Origin of the sequence: Streptomyces sp. NPDC056144 (assembly GCF_042264145.1) — a bacterium.
In the GTDB taxonomy this organism is placed as follows: Bacteria; Actinomycetota; Actinomycetes; order Streptomycetales; family Streptomycetaceae; genus Streptomyces.
Genome location: NZ_JBHJVF010000001.1, coordinates 379180 through 395853, shown reverse-complemented (window position 1 = coordinate 395853; position 16674 = coordinate 379180). Strand labels below are relative to the sequence as shown.

The window sequence follows — 16674 nt, the reverse complement described above, 5'->3', positions numbered from 1 at the left end:
GGGGCCGGGGCCGGGGCCGGGGCCGCGACCTAGTCCGGCCTCGCGCAGCCCCTCGGGCCGTAGGTGTTCAGGAACAGGACCGGGCCCTCGACGTCCGGTGACAGGGCCGCCGCGAAGGCCTTCGCGCTGTAGACGGGGTCCAGGTGGAGGCCGAGGGCCGAGGCCGTCGCGGCGGCGGCCGTGGCCTCGGGAGTGGGGTGGCCGTAGCCCGCGCCCAGGTGGGACCGGGTCGCGGTCAGCGCGAGGGGTGGTGGCGCGGCGGTGGCTCCCCGGTCACGGAGGAGGGTCGACGTCCGGTCGGCCAGGCGGGTCAGGTCCTCCGTGGACAGCGGCAGCGTGTCGTTGACGACCACGGCCAGGACCCGCGAGCGCAGTCCGGCCATCGCGCAGCCCAGGGCCAGGCCCGCGGCCGTGCCGCCCGAGCCGACGGCGGTGACGATGTGGCGGGGCTCCGGCAGTGCTCCCGCGGCCACCTGATCCGCGATCTCCAGGCCCGCCTCGACGTAACCGAGGACGCCGACCGGGGCCGATCCGCCCGCCGGCAGGTAGTACGGGAGCCGGAGTCCGTGCGTGTGGCGCAGGACCAGCCAGGGGGCCAGGGCTATCGTCCGCGCCTTGGTGCGCGTGCGGTGGATCGTGGCGCCGGACTGCCGCAGTCGGCGCAGCTGCTCGCGCACGTGCGCGTCCTCGGGCTGGTCGACGAGCGCGAGCGCCGTGCCGATCCCGAGCTCGCGGGCGTACAGGGCCGCCGCGAGGCCCCAGTTGGTGCCGGTGGCGCCGACGGTCAGGACGGTCCGCGCGCCGCGCCGCCGGATCTCGGGCAGAAGCCATTCCAGCTTCCGCACCTTGTTGCCGCCCCAGCCACCGGAGCCGTACCCGCTCTCGTCCTTGCACCACAGGTCGGAGCGGACGGCCGGTCCGGTCAGCCGTCGGACCGGCGTGGGGGCGTCGCCGAGCCGGAGGAACGGGAGGGTGCGGGCGAGTTCGGGGTGGTGCCGGTGCAGCAGCGGTGTGGTCATATTCTCTCCGGGCACGCGGGGGGGGGCGGGTCGTCGGCGGACGGCCGCCGCAGTTTCCCGGCTCCGCCGCCAACGGTCAACGGACCGGCCCCGTCGAAGGGAGAGACCTTGCGCCTGCGGATCCGCTCGACCGTCCTGCTCCTGTCCACCGCCCTGCTGGCCGGCGGGCTGAGCGGGTGCGCCCTGCTCGTCGCCGAGCTCCGGGGGTGCGACGGGACCGAGGAGCGGGTGAAGGAGCTGGACGCGCTCTCCGTCCTGGACGACCGGCCGGACGGGGCCACGCGGGCCGCGCCCTTCGGCGAACCCGATGCCGGGTGCTGGGCGGACAGCGGCGACGTCGTCGTGTACGCCAACCGGACGTACACCTTCTCCGGCGACCGGGCCGAGGTGTTCCCGTACTACCGGGAGGTGGCGCGGCGCGAGGGGTGGACGGAGTCCGCGGTGCCCTGGCACACCGAGCCCGGCCGGCCGGAGGACCTGTACTTCACGCGCGAGGACGGCGCGGTCACCCTGCTGGTCTCCTTCCTGACGCCCGAGAGCTTCGCGCACGCCGAGGAGAGGCCCGGTCCCGAGTTCTTCTCCTCGGGTTCGCCGTACGAGGTGTCGGTGGAGTCCTTCCTCGACTGAGGCCCGGCCCGGCCTCGACCAAGGCCCGGCGGCCCGCCGCCCCCCGTCTCAGGCGGTGTTGACGTCCAGGAGCCGGTGGGTGCGGGTGCTCGCGCCCGTCAGGGCGAGCGGGATGCCGAGGCTGGCGCACATGCGGTGGGCGCGGGCCAGGGCGCTGAGGGTGGCGGGGGTGGGGTCGGCGGCCGGGACCGCGATGACGACGCGGGTCGGGCGGTGGTCCTGGACCAGGGCCTGGATCTGGAGGGCGGCCGCCGCCCGGTTGGTGACGTCGAGGTCGCGGTGGAGCGTGACGTGCAGGACCTCGTGGCGGACGATGTGGCTGATGAACATGGTGTCCCTTCGCGCAGGACGACGAGAGCCCGCAGTCGGACACGGCGGGGAACATCGTCCGAGGATGTCACGGTGATCGGCGCGCGGGACGTCTCGTCGCGCGGTCGGACGCACGTGTCTGCCCGCGCGTTCCGGGGAACCCCGAAAAGTATTCATGTATATGAATCGGTGCCGGTCGCGCACTAGGGTGGGCGGGACCGGGGCGAGCCGGTCGACCCTTCGCACGTGATTCCTTCCTTTCCACCAGGCCCCAGGCGGTTCCCATGAGTCACTTCGACCTGCCCATCGACCAACTCCGCGCCCACCGCAGCACGTCCGTGGAGCCGGCGGACTTCGACGCCTTCTGGGCGAAAACCCTCGACGAGACGCGGACGCACGCGCTCGACGCGCGTTTCTCGCGCGTCGAGACGGGGCTCGCGCTCGTAGAGACGTACGACGTGACGTTCGCCGGATTCGACGGGCACCCGGTCAAGGGCTGGTTCGTCCTGCCCGCCGGGACGGCCGAACCGCTGCCGGTGGTCGTCGAGTTCCTCGGGTACGGGGGCGGGCGCAGCCTGCCGCACACGCCGCTGCTCTGGGCCTCGGCCGGGTACGCGCACTTCCTCATGGACACCCGGGGGCAGGGCTCCGGCTGGGCGCCCGGTGACACCCCGGACCCGGTCGGCAGCGCGCCGGCCTTCCCGGGCTTCATGACCCGGGGGATCGAGGACCCCGCCACGTACTACTACCGGCGCGTGTTCACGGACGCGGTCCGGGCCGTCGAGGCGGCGCGCTCGCACCCGCTGGTGGACGCGGCGCGCACGGCGGTGACGGGTGGGAGCCAGGGCGGCGGCATCACCCTCGCCGTCGGCGGGCTCGTGCCGGATCTGGCCGCGGTGGCTCCGGACGTTCCGTTCCTCTGCGACTTCCCGCGGGCGACGACGATCACCGACGACGCCCCTTACCGGGAGATCGGGAACTACCTGAAGACGCACCGGGGGAAGGTCCAGCGGGTGCGGGACACCCTCGCCTACTTCGACGGGGTCCACTTCGCCGCCCGGGCCACGGCGCCCGCGCTGTTCTCGACGGCGCTGGAGGACACGACCTGCCCGCCGTCGACGGTGTTCGCCGCCTTCAACGCGTACGCGGTCGAGGACAAGGAGATCGAGGTCTACGACTTCAACGACCACGAGGGCGGCGGGCCGTTCCAGCAGGCCGCCCAGCTGCGCTGGCTGCCGGGGCGGCTGCGCGCGTAACACCGTACGAGGCGTACGGACCGGGGCCAGGTGTCACGTGTGGGCCGGGGCCCGGGCCGTACAGCCGGCTCGGGCCCCGGCGGGGTGGCGCCTCACGGACGGGCGCCACGCTCACGGGTCTCAGTGCCAGTACTTCATGGTGCTACCCCCTCCCCCGTTCCTGGGCGCAAGGCGACCTGGAAGCGGTCGAGACCGCGCAGGGTCAGATTGCGCCGGTGTTCCGGTTCCGCGACTCCCCGCGCGTCGGGGTACTCCCTGGCCAGGGTCCCGAGGACCGATCCGGCGAGCCGGATCGCCATGGAGGCGCCCAGACAGGCGTGGGCTCCGCGGCCGAACCCGAGGTGCGGGTTGGGCGCGCGGTCGAGTCGCAGGTCTGTGGGGTGGTCGAAGCGGAGCGGGTCGTGGTTGGCCGCGCCCAGGAGGAGCGTGACCGGTTCCCCCGCCCGCAGGGTGACGCCACCCAGTGCGGTGTCGGTGACGCAGACCCGGGCGTCCGCCTGGACGGGTGCGTCGTACCGGATGAGTTCGTCGACGGCGGCTGCCGGGGTCGCCCCGAAGGCGGCCGGCGCGCCGGGGGTGGTGAGGAGCGCCGCGGCGGCGTTGCCGAGGAGGCGCGAGGCCGATTCGTATCCGGCATGGAGGACCGCGCGGAGACTGTTCCGCAGAACCGTTTCCTCAACGCCGCTGTCCGCCGCGTGCGCGGCGACGTGGGCGATGAGGCCGTCCTTGGGCGGGTCCGCGAGCCAGCCGCCGGCGTACTCGGCGAGCCGGGCCCGGGCCGCGACGGCCGGCTCGTGCTTCTCCGGCCAGAGCCCGGCGTCCATGCCGTCGACGACGGTACGGGACATGGGCACGAACCAGTCGAGCTCGGGTGCCGGGACGCCGAGGAAGGCGGTCACGAAGCGGAGCGCCACCGGCTCGGCGAGTTCGCCGACGAGGTCGAAGGAGTCCCGCCGGGCCAACTCGGCCAGGAGGTCCTTGATCTGGTGGTCCAGGTCGTCGTGGAGCGCCCGGCGGTCCTGGGCGCGGAAGCCGTCCAGGAGCAGGTGCCGGATGGCGGTGTGCTCCGGCGGGTCCAGGGTCTGCACGCTGAGCAGCGGCGCGGGGATGTCCTCCCCGGCGCGGCGCCAGTCGGAGGCGAAACGGTCGCTGTCGGTGAGCACGGCGAGGCAGTCGGCGTGCCGGGTCAGGACCCAGGAACCGAGCGTTTCGTGCCAGAAGACGGGGGTCTCCTCACGCATCCGGGCATACGCCGGATACGGGTTCCGCAGGTTCGACGGTCCGGCCAGATCCAGAAGCGGGTCCACGGCTGCCGCTTGCTCCACGAAACGTAACCCCCATCGCATTGGGCCTGGTTGAGGCCGTGACTGCATCCGAGTCGAGCAGTGCGGGACGAGCCGCCGGGTGGGGCGGAACGCCTCGCTCGTACGTCCCCGGCGGGTGGCCGGGTTCCTCTTCGAGCATCATGCGGTTCGAGCGCCGGTGACGCTACCACGCAACTGGGGTGGCTGGTATGACTACTTGCCACAGATCTTTCACGGACCTTCGGGGAGTTACGGAAGATGACCGGCCAGGAGCAGACGATTGTTCACGACGTCCCGGTGAACGTCGCCCAACAGCCCGACCCCTACCCGCTTTTCGAGCGCATCCGGGAGCACGGAGTCGTCCAGCGCGTCCGGCTGAATCCGACCCTTGAAGTCTGGATGGTCACCGGCTACGACGAGGCGGTGGCCGCGCTGACCGACCCGAGGCTCAGCAGCAGCCCGGTCGGGGTCACCGGCCTCAAGGAGGAGATGGACCACCAGGAGCGCACCAACGTCCTGATGGCCAGCATGCTCGTGGCCGACGGGGAGAACCACAGCCGGCTGCGGAACCTCGCCTCGAAGGCCTTCACCTTCCGCCGTGTCGAGGAGCTCGCGCCCCGCGTCCAGGCGCACACGGACGCGTTCGTCGACTCCTTCGCCAGTCGCGGATCGGCCGATCTCGTCTCCGAGTTCGCCCTGCCGCTGCCCATGGCCGTCCTCAGCGAACTCATCGGGATCCCTGCCGAGGGGCAGCCCGACTTCGCACGCCTCGCGGTCGGCCTCATCATGCCGCCCAACACCCCCGAGCGGCTCACCAAGGGGGCGAAGGCGCGGGCCGAACTCGCCGAGTTCTTCGAGCCGTTGATCGCCGAGCGCAAGGCGAACCCCAAGGACGATCTGATCAGCGCCTTCTGTGCCGCCCACGCCGAGGAGAAGATCAGCGACCGCGAGCTGACGGCCATGACGATCCTGCTCACCCTGGCCGGGCACGAGACGACGGCGAGCCTCATCGCCAACGGGATGCACGCGCTCCTCCGCCACCCCGAGCAGTTCGCCGCGCTGCGGGACGACCCCTCGCTGCTTCCGGGCGCGATCGAGGAACTCCTGCGCTACGAGGGGCCGGTGAGCCGGGGCGTCGCGCGCTTCACCGTGGACACGTACGAGATCGGCGGCGTGACCATCCCGCCCGGCGAGATGATCATCGTCGGCCTGGCGGCGGCCAACCGCGACCCCGCCCGTTACGACCGTCCCGACCTCCTCGACGTCGCACGCCGCGAGGTTCCGCAACAGCTCGCTTTCGGCCACGGCGTGCACTTCTGCCTGGGGGCACCGCTGGCCCGCGCGGAGGCGCGGATCGCGATCGGCACGCTCCTCCGCCGCCTCCCCGATCTGCGGCTCGCCGACCCGGACGTCGACCTGACCCGGCGGGAGGGGATCCTGCGCGGGATGGCGACGCTGCCGGTGGTGTTCACGCCGGAGGGATAAGCCCGGGGAAGGCAGCCCCCGGGAACCGGCTCTACGCGCGCGGCTCTACGCGCGCGGCTTCCTCGCGGGCGTGCCCTTGCCGCGCAGTGCCGCCGCGTAGGCCACGTCCGGGTCGAGGCGGCGCAGTTCCTCGGCTATCAGTTCGGCCGTGGTCCTGACCTTGAGGGCGAGGACCCGGCTGGGCTGGCCGGGGATGGCGAGACGGGCCACCGGGCCCTCGGGACGGTCGATGCGGATCTCGCCGCCCGCCGTGCCCATGCGGACCGCCGTGACGACCGGGCCGTCGGTGACGACCCGGTCGACGGGGACGCCGAGCCGGACCTCGAACCAGCGGGCCAGGAGTTCGGCGCTCGGGTTCTCCGCCTCGCTCTCGACGGCGGCCGAGGTGACGGTCGCGTGCGCCTGGTCGAGCGCGGCGGCGAGCATCGACCGCCAGGGCGTGAGCCGGGTCCAGGCGAGGTCGGTGTCCCCGGGGGCGTACGAGGCGGCGCGGGCGGCGAGGGCCGCGAGCGGGTCCTCGACCGCGTACATGTCGGTGATACGGCGCTGCGCGAGCACGCCCAGGGGGTCGAGGGACGGGACCTGGGGCGCGTCGACGGGCCACCAGACGACGACCGGCGCGTCCGGCAGGAGCAGGGGCAGGACGACGGAGTCGGCGCGGGCGCCGAGTTCGCCGTGGAGGCGGAGCAGGACCGTTTCGCCGGACCCGGCGTCCATCCCGAGCCTGACCTCGGCGTCGAGGCGGGTCTCGTGGCGCTCGCGCGGGGAGCGGGCGTGGCGCTTGATGACGACGAGCGTGCGGGAGGGGTGCTCCTTGGACGCCTCATTGGCGGCCTTGACCGCGTCGTAGGCGTTCTCCTCGTCCGTCACGACGATGAGGGTGAGGACGACACCGACGGCGGGTGTGCCGACGGCCCTGCGCCCCTCCAGGATCGCCTTGTTGATCTTGCTGGAGTTGGTGTCCGTCAGATCGATCTTCATGCGCCGCGCCTGTCCCTTCGTCTCCGGCGAGCCTAACCCTCCTGCGCCAGTGGGTCGTCCGCCGAGTCGTCCCCGTCCGGGGAGCCCTGGTCCTGATCCTGGTCCTGATCCTGGTCCTGGGCCCGGCGGCCGACGACGGCCGCCGCCGCGAGCGCGGCACCGAGGAAGGCGGTGACGACCACCCAGGGCCGGTCGAGGACGTGGCCGGTGGCGTGGTCGAGGGAGTAGCGCCCGGCGCCCGTGACGCCGATGGCGGCGGCGGTGAAACCGAGGAAGGCCGGGTACTCGTATCCGCCGCCCTGCGCGAAGAAGCCGGCCGGGGCGTGCACGGCGACGGCACCCGCCATCGCGCCCGCGGCGGCGGCGCCGGCCGCCGGGGTGGCGAGCCCGAGGGCGAGGAGGGCGCCGCCGCCCGCCTCGCCGAGCCCGGCGGCGATGGCGCTCTCCCTGCCGGGCGAGAAGCCCATCGCCTCCATCGCGTGGCTGGTGCCCTCGATGCCGCCGCCCCCGAACCAGCCGAAGAGCTTCTGCGTCCCGTGCGCCGCGAGGACGGCGCCGGTGCCGACCCGCAGGACGAGCAGCCCGAGGTCGCGTCGGTTGAGGTGGGTCATGAGCAGTCTCCGTAACGGGTGGGGGGAGGGCTCGTTCCTCGACCACTCTCGGGCCGCTCGTCCCGCTCCGCCGCTCGGAAGCACCGCCCTGTGCTCCATCGGAGTCATCTTTTGCGGCTTATGTTCCGTATTGATTTAGTAAGGAAGCAATTACAGATTTTTCCGACCCGTAGGAAGTGGGTGCGCATGACCGCCGAGTCCGCCGAGACGGCCGCGCTGCGGGAGAAGGTCCGGGCGCTGATGCCCCGCGCCAAGGAGGACCTCACGGAGCTCGTGGCGATGCGGTCCGTCGCCGACCCGCGCCAGTTCCCGCCCGAGGAGTGCGCGAAGGCCGCCGACTTCCTCGTCCGGGCCTTCACCGAGGCGGGCCTGCGCGACATGCGCCGGGTGACGACCCCGGACGGCACGGACGCGGTCGTCGGCCACGCACCGGGCCCCGGGGGCGCGCCGACCGTCCTGCTCTACTGCCACTACGACGTGCAGCCGCCGCTCGACGACGCGGCCTGGCAGACCCCGCCGTTCGAGCTCACCGAACGCGACGGCCGGTGGTACGGCCGGGGCTCCGCCGACTGCAAGGGCAACATCGCCATGCACCTGACGGCCCTCCGCGCGCTCGGCGGACCGGAGGGCAAGGGCTTCCCGGTGAACATCAAGTTCGTCGCCGAGGGTTCGGAGGAACAGGGCACGGGCGGCCTGGAGAAGCTCGTCCCCCTCCAGCCCGACCTCTTCGCCGCCGACACCCTGCTCGTCTGCGACACCGGCAACTTCGCGCTCGGACTGCCGACGACCACCACCTCCCTGCGCGGCCTGGCGAACGTGGTCGTCACCGTCTCCACGCTCAAGGGCGAGATGCACTCCGGCATGTTCGGCGGCCCCGCGCCCGACGCCCTCGCCGCGCTCGTACGGATCCTCGACAGCCTGCGCGACGAGCACGGCAACACGGCGATCAAGGGGCTGCCGGGAGACGGGACCTGGGACGGCGTCGACTACCCCGTCGACCAGTTCCGCGCCGACGTCGGCACCCTCGACGGCGTCGACCTCGTCGGTACGGGTTCGGTCGCCGACGAACTCTGGGCGCGGCCCGCCGTGACCGTGCTCGGCATCGACTGCCCGCCGGTCGTGGGCTCCTCCGCCGCGATCCAGGCGAAGGTACGGGCCCGGGTCAGCCTGCGGGTGCCGCCCGGCATCGACGCGGACGACGCGCTCCGCGCCCTCACCGACCACCTCACCTCGGCCGCGCCGTGGGGCGCGCGGGTCGAGGTGGAGGCCGAGAGCGGCGGCCAGCCGTTCCGGGCGCGCACCGACGGCCCGGCCTACGGCGCCCTGGCGGCCGCGCTCAGCGAGGCGTACGGCAAGGAGATGGTCCAGTCCGGGCAGGGCGGGTCGATCCCGCTGTGCAACGTGCTCGCCGGCCAGTTCCCCGACGCGGAGATCGCCCTGATCGGCGTCGAGGAGCCCGGCTGCCTCATCCACGCGCCGAACGAGAGCGTCGACCCGTCCGAGATCGAGCAGATGGCGCTGGCCGAGGCGCTCTTCCTGCGCGGGTACGCGGCGACCGCTTCCGGCGGCTGACCGCACCGCCCTTCTCCCCCTCCAACGAAAAAGAAGCGAGAGTTCCATGACGCAGACTCACGGCAGACCAGCCCACGACGGACCGACGCGGTCGGACGTCCCGCCGGGCCCCCTCGCCATGCTGGCCGGAGCCGCCTGGCAGGCCCTGCTCATCGCCGGAATCGTGTCCGCGATCCTCGGCATCCTGGTGCTCGTCTGGCCGGGCACCTCGCTCATCGTGGTCGGTGTGCTCTTCGGCCTCTACCTGCTCTTCAGCGGCATCATGCAGCTGGTCGCCGCCTTCGGCACGCACGCGACGACCGCGCTGCGCGTCATGGCGTTCATCAGCGGCGCCCTGTCGATCCTGCTCGGCCTGTTCTGCTTCCGGGGCGCGATGCAGTCGACCCTGCTCCTCGCCCTCTGGATCGGCATCGGCTGGCTCTTCCGCGGCATCACGCAGACCGTGGCCGCGGCCTCCGACTCCGCGATGCCCGCGCGCGGCTGGCAGATCTTCCTCGGCATCGTCAGCGCCATCGCCGGCATCGTCCTGATCGTCTCGCCCCTGGAGTCGGCGGCGGTCCTCATCGTCCTCGCCGGCATCTGGCTGATCGTCGTCGGCATCGTCGAGGCCGTCACCGCCTTCATGGTGCGCTCCCGCGCCAAGAACCTGCCGCCGGGGGCGTGAAGCGGCGCCCGTTCCCCGCGTGACGCGCACCTGGCCGTCCGCCCGTCGCCCACTCGCGGCCCGCTTGCCGCCCGTCCGCCGTCCGCCCGATCCCCGGGCGGGCGGCGGACGAGCTTGACCTGTGCGCTACATTTTGCCGGTCCTTGACCACCGATCCCCCGTGATCGCAACCTTCCGGAGTCGGCAACCCATGAGCGACATCGTCAACGGCCTCGGCCGGGCCGGCGCCTACGGCGCCCTCGGCGTGGTCCTGCTGATCCTCGGCATCGTGCTCGTGGACGTGCTGACGCCCGGCAAGCTCGGCCGGCAGATCTGGGAAGAGCGCAACCGCAACGCCGCGATCCTCCTGAGCTCCGCCCTCCTCGGCATCGGCGGCATCGTCTTCACCTCCATCTGGACGACGTACGACAACTTCGGCAAGGGACTCGTCTCCACCGCCGCGTTCGGCCTGCTCGGCCTCGTGATGATGGCCGTCGCCTTCCTCGTGGTGGACCTGGTCACCCCCGGCCGCCTCGGCGCGACGCTCGTCGACCCCGAGCCGCACCCGGCCGTCTGGGTCACGGCCTCCTGCAACCTCGCCGTCTCGGCGATCGTCTCCGCGTCGATCGCCTGATCCGCCGGGCAGCAGACCTGACACCCTCCGTACCGTGAGCGCGTGGCCCACCGGGTCACGCGCTCACGGCGTACGGGCGTTCCTGGCGTTCCCGGCGTTCCCGGCGTTCCCGGAAGCTCCCCCCTCACCCCTGCGCGCCCGGCTCCACCTCCAGGAAGCGGCGCCCGCGCGGCCCCTTGTAGAGCAGCGCGTCCCAGCCGAGGCGCGCGAGCACCGGTACGCACGCGCCGAGGGCCTCCGCCTCCTCCTGGGCCGCGCCCGAGCCCGTCGGGCCCCGCCACTCCACCACGGCCGTCTCCGGGCGGTCCCCGGCCCTGACCCGGTATCCCGTGCCGACCGGGGCCCCCGTGGCATCCACGGCCGAGGGCGCGATCCCGCCCGCCTCCAGGGCGAGCGCCACCGCCCGGACCGGCCGCGCGCGCTCCCAGTCGGCGGGGAGGGCTCTCGGGTCGCCGCCCCGACCGTTCGTCACTCTCCTGATCTGGAGCAGCCCTTCGAGGGCCGCGCGGACCTCCCGCGACCGCTGCTCGGCGTCGGCCTCCGGCAGCGGTGGTCCGTCGCCCGTGGCCGCCTCGAACGCTCCCCCACCGCTCGTCGTCGTCATGGTCCCAACGTAGGGGCCGCCACTGACAACGGCCTCCCGGGGAGCTTCCGGACTAGGGACCAAAGTCCCGGGCATTCGGGACTTCCGTCCCGGCAATTGGGACATTCTCCACTGTGACGATGGTTTCTGAAGATCATCAGACGTGCCGTCATCTCCCGGACGGCCGGAAGGGCCTCATGAGCGAGCCACAGAAGCGGCCCCTACCCGTCCGATTCCGCCGCCCGTCCGACGGCATACCGATGGACGACCTCTTCCGGTCGGACACCGGGCGGGCGACCTCGGCCACCCTGCCGCGACCCACCGAACCGACCGAGCTCCTGGCGCCGTTGACCGCCGACACGTCCGCCACCCCACCCGTCCGCCCCGACGGCCTCACCCGGCGCCCCCCGCCCTCCGACCCCGACCTCGTCGAGCGCCCCGGCCCCGCCGTCCCCGGCTGGCTCGCCGTCCTCACCGGACTCACGGCACTCGCCGGAGCCGGTGCCACGCTCTGGCGCAGCCGTCCGCTGCGCGACATCCACCTCCTCCCGTGGGAGTGGGCGGTGCTCGGTGCCTGCGCCGTCGTCGCCGTCATCGCCTTCGGCGGCCTGACCCGCGGCCGTACCGGATCCGCCTGGGTCCTCTCCCTCTTCGGCCGCTACCGCGGCACCGTACGCCGGACCGGGCTCGCCTGGATCAGCCCGTTCGTCCTGCGCCGCAGGATCGACGTCAGGCTCCGGCACTGGCGCAGCGAGCCCATCTCCGTCGTCGACGCCGAGGGTTCGGCGCTGCGCGTGGTGGTCCTCGTCGTGTGGTCGGTACGGGACACCGCCCGCGCCCTGTACGCCGTCGACGACCACCTCGACTACCTGCGCGAGCAGGTGGAGGCCGCCGCCGCGCGCGTGCTCTCGCAACTGCCCGCCGACGCCTTCCGGGGCGACGGCCCGAGCCTGCGGGACGCCGAGGCCGTCGGCGACGCCCTGACCCGTACCCTCGCGGCCGAGTGCCGGCCGGTCGGCATCGCCGTCTTCTCGGCCACCCCGACCCGTATCGAGTACGCCCCCGAGGTCGCCGCCGCCATGCACCGGCGGCAGATCGCCGCGCTCGACGCCAAGCACCGGGACAGCGTCCTCACCGGTGTCGTCGACGCCGTGGACGACACCGTGACCCGGCTGACCACCCGCGGGCTCGTCGAGCTCGACGACTTCGAACGCCAGGCCCTGGTCAAGGACCTGACCGTGGCCTTCTACACCCGCCGCAGCGGCACCACCGCCCAGAACCAGGAGTGACGAGGATCGTGAACACCCCCGTATTCACCGTGCCCGGCTTCACCGACGAGATACCCGTCGGCTGCTCCTGCCCCGGCTGCGCGGCCACCGCCGCCGGCGAGACCACCGCCGACCGGGTCGGCGCGGGCCGGGTCGGCGTGTGCCGGGCCGCCGTCGTCGCGACCGTCGGCGTCGTCGCGCTCGCGGGCGCGGGGACGGGCACGGCGCTCGCCGAACCGGCCCCGGCTCACGCGGGCTGGGACGGCACGAAGTACTGGTACAAGAACGCGGCCGGCGAGTGGCGCTGGACCAGCCACCAGTGGAAGTACGAGCAGAACAGCACCGGCGGCGCGGGCACCGGTGCCGGCACCGGCACCGGCACCGGCCAGAACAAGACCCCGACCGCCAAGTACCGCTCCGGCGCGCCCGTGTTCCCCGGCCGCCAGGGCTGGGACCCCCGGTACGGCGTCTACTGGTACAAGTACAACAACCACTGGTACTGGACGAGCCACCAGTGGAAGTACGAGCAGCGCACCGACACCTCCGGGAGGCCCTCGAAACCCTCGAAGCCGTCCAACCCCGCTCCCCCGACCCCGCCCTCCACGCGCGGCTGGACCGTGCCCGTCTCGTCGTACGTCTTCACGGGGTACTACGGCCAGCCCGGCTCCTGGTCGAAGGGCTACCACACGGGCCAGGACTTCGCCGTTCCCACCGGGACGACGGTCCGCTCGGTCGGGCCCGGCCGGGTCGTGTCGACCGGGTACAACCGCTCGTACGGGTACGAGGTCGTCGTCCGGCACGCGGACGGGCGCTACAGCCAGTACGCCCACCTGTCCCGCATCGACGTGTCGTCCGGGCAGAGCGTGTCGGCCGGGCAGCGGATCGCCCTGTCCGGGGAGACCGGCCGGGTGACGGGCCCGCACCTCCATTTCGAGGTACGGACCACGCCGTACTTCGGCTCGGACGTCAACCCGCTGGCGTACCTGCGGAGTCACGGCGTGGCGGTCTGACGGCGCGGGCACGAGGCCGCTGCGCGGGGCCTCTTCCCCACCCCGCCCCTTCCCGAACTGGGGCGCTGCCCCAGCCCCCGCGCCTCAAGCGCCGGCGGGGCTGAGGTGCCGGGGCTCCGCCCCCGGCCCCGGTCCTCAAACGCCGGACGGGCTGAAAAGACTCGGGGCTCCGCCCCCGGCCCCGGTCCTCAAACGCCGGACGGGCTGAAAAGACTCGGGGCTCCGCCCCGGACCCCGCGCCTCAAACGCCGGCGGGGCTGGGTTTCCCGCCCTGCGGGCGGAAACTCAGCCGCGCCGGCATTTCAGCCGGTCCGGCGTTTGAGGACACGGCCGCGTGCCGTACGGGGCCGGGGCGGAGCCCCGGTATCCCAGCCTCGCCGGCGTTTGAGGCGCGGGGTCCTGGGCTGAGCCCCGCACTCCAGCCCGTCCGGCGTTTGAGAACCGGGGGTCCGGGGCTGAGCCCCGCACTCCAGCCCGTCCGGCGTTTGAGGACCGGGGGTCCGGGGGCAGCGCCCCCGGTTTCGGGAAGGGGCGGGGTGGGGGAAGAGGCCCCGCGCAGCGGCGTTACGTGGGGGCGTGGGCCAGGGGGTCCGCCAGGACGTCGTGGAGGACCAGTGCCGCCGCACCCCGCGCCGCGTCCGCCGTCGGCGAAGCCGCCCGCAGCCGCCCCGTCGTCGGCGTCCAGAGGCCGGAGACGACCCGCTCGGCGAGTTCCTCGGTCACGGCCGGCCCGAGCCACGGCATCAGGCGCGGATAGATGCCGCCGAGGACGACCGCCTCGGGGTCGAGGAGGTTCACCGCCCCCGACAGCGCGCGCCCGAGCATGCGGCCGGCTTCGGCGAGCGCGCCGAGGGTCCGGGCGTCGCCGGCCTCGGCGCGGCGGACGAGTTCGGCCAGGTCGGCCGCCTCCGAGGCCTTGAGCAGCGCGGCCTGCCCCGCGTACTGCTCCAGGCAGCCGCGCGAGCCGCAACGGCACTGCATTCCCTCGGCGTCGACGACGAGGTGCCCGATCTCGCCCGCGAACCCGTGCGCGCCGCGCAGGAGTTCGCCGTGGACGACGATCGCGCCGCCGACGCCGATCTCTCCGGTGAGGTGGAGGAAGGTGCGGAGGTCCCCGAGGCCGCCGAACCACAGCTCGGCGAGGGCGGCCATGTTGGCCTCGTTGTCGGTGGTGAGGGCGAGGCCGTCCGGCCCGCCGGTGCCGGGGCGTCGGGTGGCGAGGGCCTCGGTGAAGAGGCGGCCCGCGTCGACCTCGTTCCAGCCGAGGTTGGGGGCCTGCCGGACGGTCCCGGCGGTGACGAGCCCGGGCAGCGCGAGCCCTCCGGCGGCGGGGACGAGCCCTTGACCGGCGGCTTCGTCGAGGGCTTCGGCGGCGATGCGGGCGGCCCGGTCGATGACCTCGGCGGCGTCGGCGGAGCGGTTGTCGTGGCGCTCGGTGCGCCGGATCCGGTCGGTGCCGGTGAGGTCGACGAGGCAGACCGTCACGTAGTCGATGTTGATCTCGACGCCGAGTCCGGCGGGGCCGGTGGGGGCCGGTTTGAGGACGGTGCCCGGCCGCCCCGCCTGGCCGCTGAACGTCTTGCCCGACTCGACGAGGAAGCCGAGGTCGAGGAGCTGTTCGACGAGCGAGGAGATGGCGGGCCTGGTCAGCCCCGAGCTGGCCGCCACGGCGGCGCGCGTGGTCTCGCCGGCCTCGTGGACGGTCCGCAGCACGAGACTCAGGTTGTGCCGGCGCACTCCCGACTTGTCGGCCTTGGGTTCCGTGGGCTGATTCATGGTGAGCGTGAGCCTAGTCGTCCCCTTCGCCCCCATGAAAACAGTTCAGTCACCGAACTCTTCTGCGCTAACCTGCCGCCATGACGCTTCCGCGCGACTACCGCCGCCAGACGTGTGCCCTCTCCCGTTCGATGGAGATCGTCGGGGAGCGCTGGACGCTGCTCATCCTGCGCGACGCCTTCTACGGGGTCCGCAGGTTCGGCGAGTTCGCCGCGCACCTCGTCCTCCCCCGGGCCGTCCTCACCGACCGTCTCGCCACGCTCGTCGAGGCCGGGGTGCTGGACCGGCGCACCGAACCGGGGTCCGGCCGCCGCGAGGTGTACGTCCTGACGGAGAAGGGCGTCGCGCTCTGGCCCGCCGTCCGCGCGCTCACGGCCTGGGGCGAACGGTTCCACCCGGCGGGGGGCGGCGCGCGCCGGACCTTCCGGCACGAGGCCGACGGGGCCGTACTCGACGAGGACGGCCGATGCGCCGGCTGCGGCGAGGCCGTTCCCGTCGGAGACGTCCTGGTCGCCCCCGGTCCGGGGCTCACACCCCCGGCCGACGACGCCGACCCGGTGACGGCGGCCCTCGCCCGCCCGCACCGGCTGCTCACTCCCCTGATCGTCCCCGCGCCCTCACGGCGCCCCACTGGAGGTTCCCTGTCATGAAGATCCTGGTCGTCGGCGCCGGTGCCACCGGTGGATACCTCGGCGCGCTGCTCTCCCGCGCCGGAGAGGACGTCACCTTCCTCGTACGCCCGGCTCGCGCCGCCGCGCTGCGCGAGCGCGGGCTGCGGATCGTCGGCACGGACGAGGAGTGGGCCGTCGAGCCCCGGCTCGTCACGGCCGGCGAGCTGTCCGTCGACGGGTCGGCCGGCTCGTACGACCTCGTCCTCCTCGCCGTGAAGTCGAGCGGGTTCGCGCGGGCGGTCGAGGACCTCGCGCCGGCGGTCGGTCCCGGCACGGCGATCGTGCCGCTGCTCAACGGCCTCGCCCACCTCGACGCCCTCAACGAGCGCTTCGGCCCCTCGGCCGTGCTCGGCGGAGTAGCCCGGGTCGTCACCGTCCTCGACGAGAACGGGGACATCCGCCGCCTCGCCCCGCTGGCCCGCCTGGACATCGGCGAGCAGGACGGCATCGTCTCGGCGCGGGCCGAGAGGATCCGGGCCGTCCTCCAGGGCGCGGGCATCGACGCCCCGGTGTCGGAGCGGATCCTCACGGCGATGTGGCACAAGTGGGTGTTCATCACGACGTTCGGCGCCGTGACGGGCCTGATGCGCGGCACGGTCGGGGACGTGTACGACACGCCGGGCGGACCGGCGTTCGCCCCCGCGGTCCTCGACGAGATCGCCGCGATCGCCGCCGCCGCGGGGCATCCCCTGCCGGAGCCGGAGCGCGCGGCGACGCTCGCCATGGTCGCCGCGCCGGGCTCACGGATGGTGCCGTCGCTCTACCACGACCTGACGGCCGGACGGCCGACCGAGGTCGAGCACCTCTTCGGCGACCTCGCCGACCGGGCACGGTCGTACGGCCTGCCGACGCCGCTGCTCGACCTGACGACCCTGCACCTGCGGGTGCACGAGCGACGGGTCGCGGCAACGGCGTGAGGGAGGCC

17 protein-coding genes are annotated in these 16674 nt (G+C 73.5%); 10 read left to right on the top strand and 7 right to left on the bottom strand.

What is annotated here, in order from left to right; translation table 11 throughout:
* Positions 1-29: 29 nt before the first annotated feature.
* Positions 30-1019: a 1-aminocyclopropane-1-carboxylate deaminase/D-cysteine desulfhydrase gene (locus ACFC0Z_RS01650; protein WP_376431589.1), complete on the bottom strand. Its 990-nt coding sequence runs from the start codon at positions 1017-1019 to the stop codon at positions 30-32.
* A 108-nt stretch (positions 1020-1127) separates the two neighbouring features.
* Here ACFC0Z_RS01650 and ACFC0Z_RS01645 point away from each other — a divergent pair, with 108 nt between their 5' ends.
* Positions 1128-1646, top strand: a complete 519-nt coding sequence (locus tag ACFC0Z_RS01645; RefSeq protein ID WP_376431587.1) for a hypothetical protein — start codon at positions 1128-1130, stop codon at positions 1644-1646.
* A 48-nt stretch (positions 1647-1694) separates the two neighbouring features.
* On the opposite strand, the gene ACFC0Z_RS01640 is transcribed toward ACFC0Z_RS01645, so the two are convergent.
* Entirely contained in the window at positions 1695-1976 is a 282-nt protein-coding gene (locus tag ACFC0Z_RS01640; protein ID WP_376431585.1) for a hypothetical protein, read from the bottom strand.
* Positions 1977-2239: 263 nt separating this feature from the next.
* Between ACFC0Z_RS01640 and ACFC0Z_RS01635 the strand changes: the two genes are divergently transcribed.
* Positions 2240-3211 carry an acetylxylan esterase gene (locus ACFC0Z_RS01635; protein WP_376431584.1) on the top strand — a complete coding sequence of 324 codons (972 nt, stop codon included), beginning with the start codon at positions 2240-2242 and terminating at the stop codon, positions 3209-3211.
* A gap of 134 nt (positions 3212-3345) precedes the next feature.
* On the opposite strand, the gene ACFC0Z_RS01630 is transcribed toward ACFC0Z_RS01635, so the two are convergent.
* Positions 3346-4518, bottom strand: a complete 1173-nt coding sequence (locus ACFC0Z_RS01630) for a cytochrome P450 (RefSeq protein WP_376431582.1) — start codon at positions 4516-4518, stop codon at positions 3346-3348.
* Between the two features lie 255 nt (positions 4519-4773).
* On the opposite strand from ACFC0Z_RS01630, the gene ACFC0Z_RS01625 reads away from it, so the two are divergent.
* Positions 4774-6000 carry a cytochrome P450 gene (locus ACFC0Z_RS01625; protein ID WP_376431581.1) on the top strand — a complete coding sequence of 409 codons (1227 nt, stop codon included), beginning with the start codon at positions 4774-4776 and terminating at the stop codon, positions 5998-6000.
* A gap of 45 nt (positions 6001-6045) precedes the next feature.
* Here the strand turns inward: ACFC0Z_RS01625 and opcA are convergent, their stop codons facing one another.
* Positions 6046-6981, bottom strand: a complete 936-nt coding sequence (gene opcA / locus ACFC0Z_RS01620) for a glucose-6-phosphate dehydrogenase assembly protein OpcA (protein WP_376431579.1) — start codon at positions 6979-6981, stop codon at positions 6046-6048.
* Between the two features lie 32 nt (positions 6982-7013).
* Entirely contained in the window at positions 7014-7592 is a 579-nt protein-coding gene (locus tag ACFC0Z_RS01615; RefSeq protein ID WP_376431577.1) for a DoxX family protein, read from the bottom strand.
* Between the two features lie 186 nt (positions 7593-7778).
* Between ACFC0Z_RS01615 and ACFC0Z_RS01610 the strand changes: the two genes are divergently transcribed.
* The 3 genes from ACFC0Z_RS01610 (at position 7779) to ACFC0Z_RS01600 (ending at position 10441) form a co-directional block, all read left to right on the top strand.
* Positions 7779-9164: a dipeptidase gene (locus tag ACFC0Z_RS01610; protein WP_376431575.1), complete on the top strand. Its 1386-nt coding sequence runs from the start codon at positions 7779-7781 to the stop codon at positions 9162-9164.
* A 46-nt stretch (positions 9165-9210) separates the two neighbouring features.
* Positions 9211-9828, top strand: coding sequence for an HdeD family acid-resistance protein (locus ACFC0Z_RS01605; protein ID WP_376431573.1), 618 nt, complete (start codon positions 9211-9213; stop codon positions 9826-9828).
* 190 nt (positions 9829-10018) lie between these two features.
* Positions 10019-10441: a DUF350 domain-containing protein gene (locus tag ACFC0Z_RS01600; RefSeq protein ID WP_360804603.1), complete on the top strand. Its 423-nt coding sequence runs from the start codon at positions 10019-10021 to the stop codon at positions 10439-10441.
* A gap of 124 nt (positions 10442-10565) precedes the next feature.
* Here ACFC0Z_RS01600 and ACFC0Z_RS01595 read toward each other — a convergent pair whose 3' ends face one another.
* Positions 10566-11045, bottom strand: a complete 480-nt coding sequence (locus ACFC0Z_RS01595; protein ID WP_376431571.1) for a hypothetical protein — start codon at positions 11043-11045, stop codon at positions 10566-10568.
* Positions 11046-11221: 176 nt separating this feature from the next.
* Here ACFC0Z_RS01595 and ACFC0Z_RS01590 point away from each other — a divergent pair, with 176 nt between their 5' ends.
* Positions 11222-12313 (top strand): SPFH domain-containing protein, encoded by a 1092-nt coding sequence (locus ACFC0Z_RS01590; RefSeq protein WP_376431569.1) that lies wholly within the window; start codon positions 11222-11224, stop codon positions 12311-12313.
* Between the two features lie 8 nt (positions 12314-12321).
* Positions 12322-13302 (top strand): M23 family metallopeptidase, encoded by a 981-nt coding sequence (locus ACFC0Z_RS01585; protein WP_376431567.1) that lies wholly within the window; start codon positions 12322-12324, stop codon positions 13300-13302.
* Between the two features lie 564 nt (positions 13303-13866).
* Here the strand turns inward: ACFC0Z_RS01585 and ACFC0Z_RS01580 are convergent.
* Entirely contained in the window at positions 13867-15078 is a 1212-nt protein-coding gene (locus ACFC0Z_RS01580) for an ROK family protein (protein ID WP_376431565.1), read from the bottom strand.
* Positions 15079-15158: 80 nt separating this feature from the next.
* Here ACFC0Z_RS01580 and ACFC0Z_RS01575 point away from each other — a divergent pair, with 80 nt between their 5' ends.
* Together ACFC0Z_RS01575 and ACFC0Z_RS01570 are read left to right on the top strand one after the other, a co-directional pair.
* Positions 15159-15728, top strand: a complete 570-nt coding sequence (locus ACFC0Z_RS01575) for a winged helix-turn-helix transcriptional regulator (RefSeq protein WP_376431563.1) — start codon at positions 15159-15161, stop codon at positions 15726-15728.
* Complete coding sequence (locus ACFC0Z_RS01570; protein ID WP_376431561.1) at positions 15725-16666, top strand: ketopantoate reductase family protein; 942 nt, start codon at positions 15725-15727, stop codon at positions 16664-16666. Before ACFC0Z_RS01575 ends, ACFC0Z_RS01570 begins: the two co-directional genes overlap by 4 nt.
* Positions 16667-16674 lie beyond the last annotated feature (8 nt).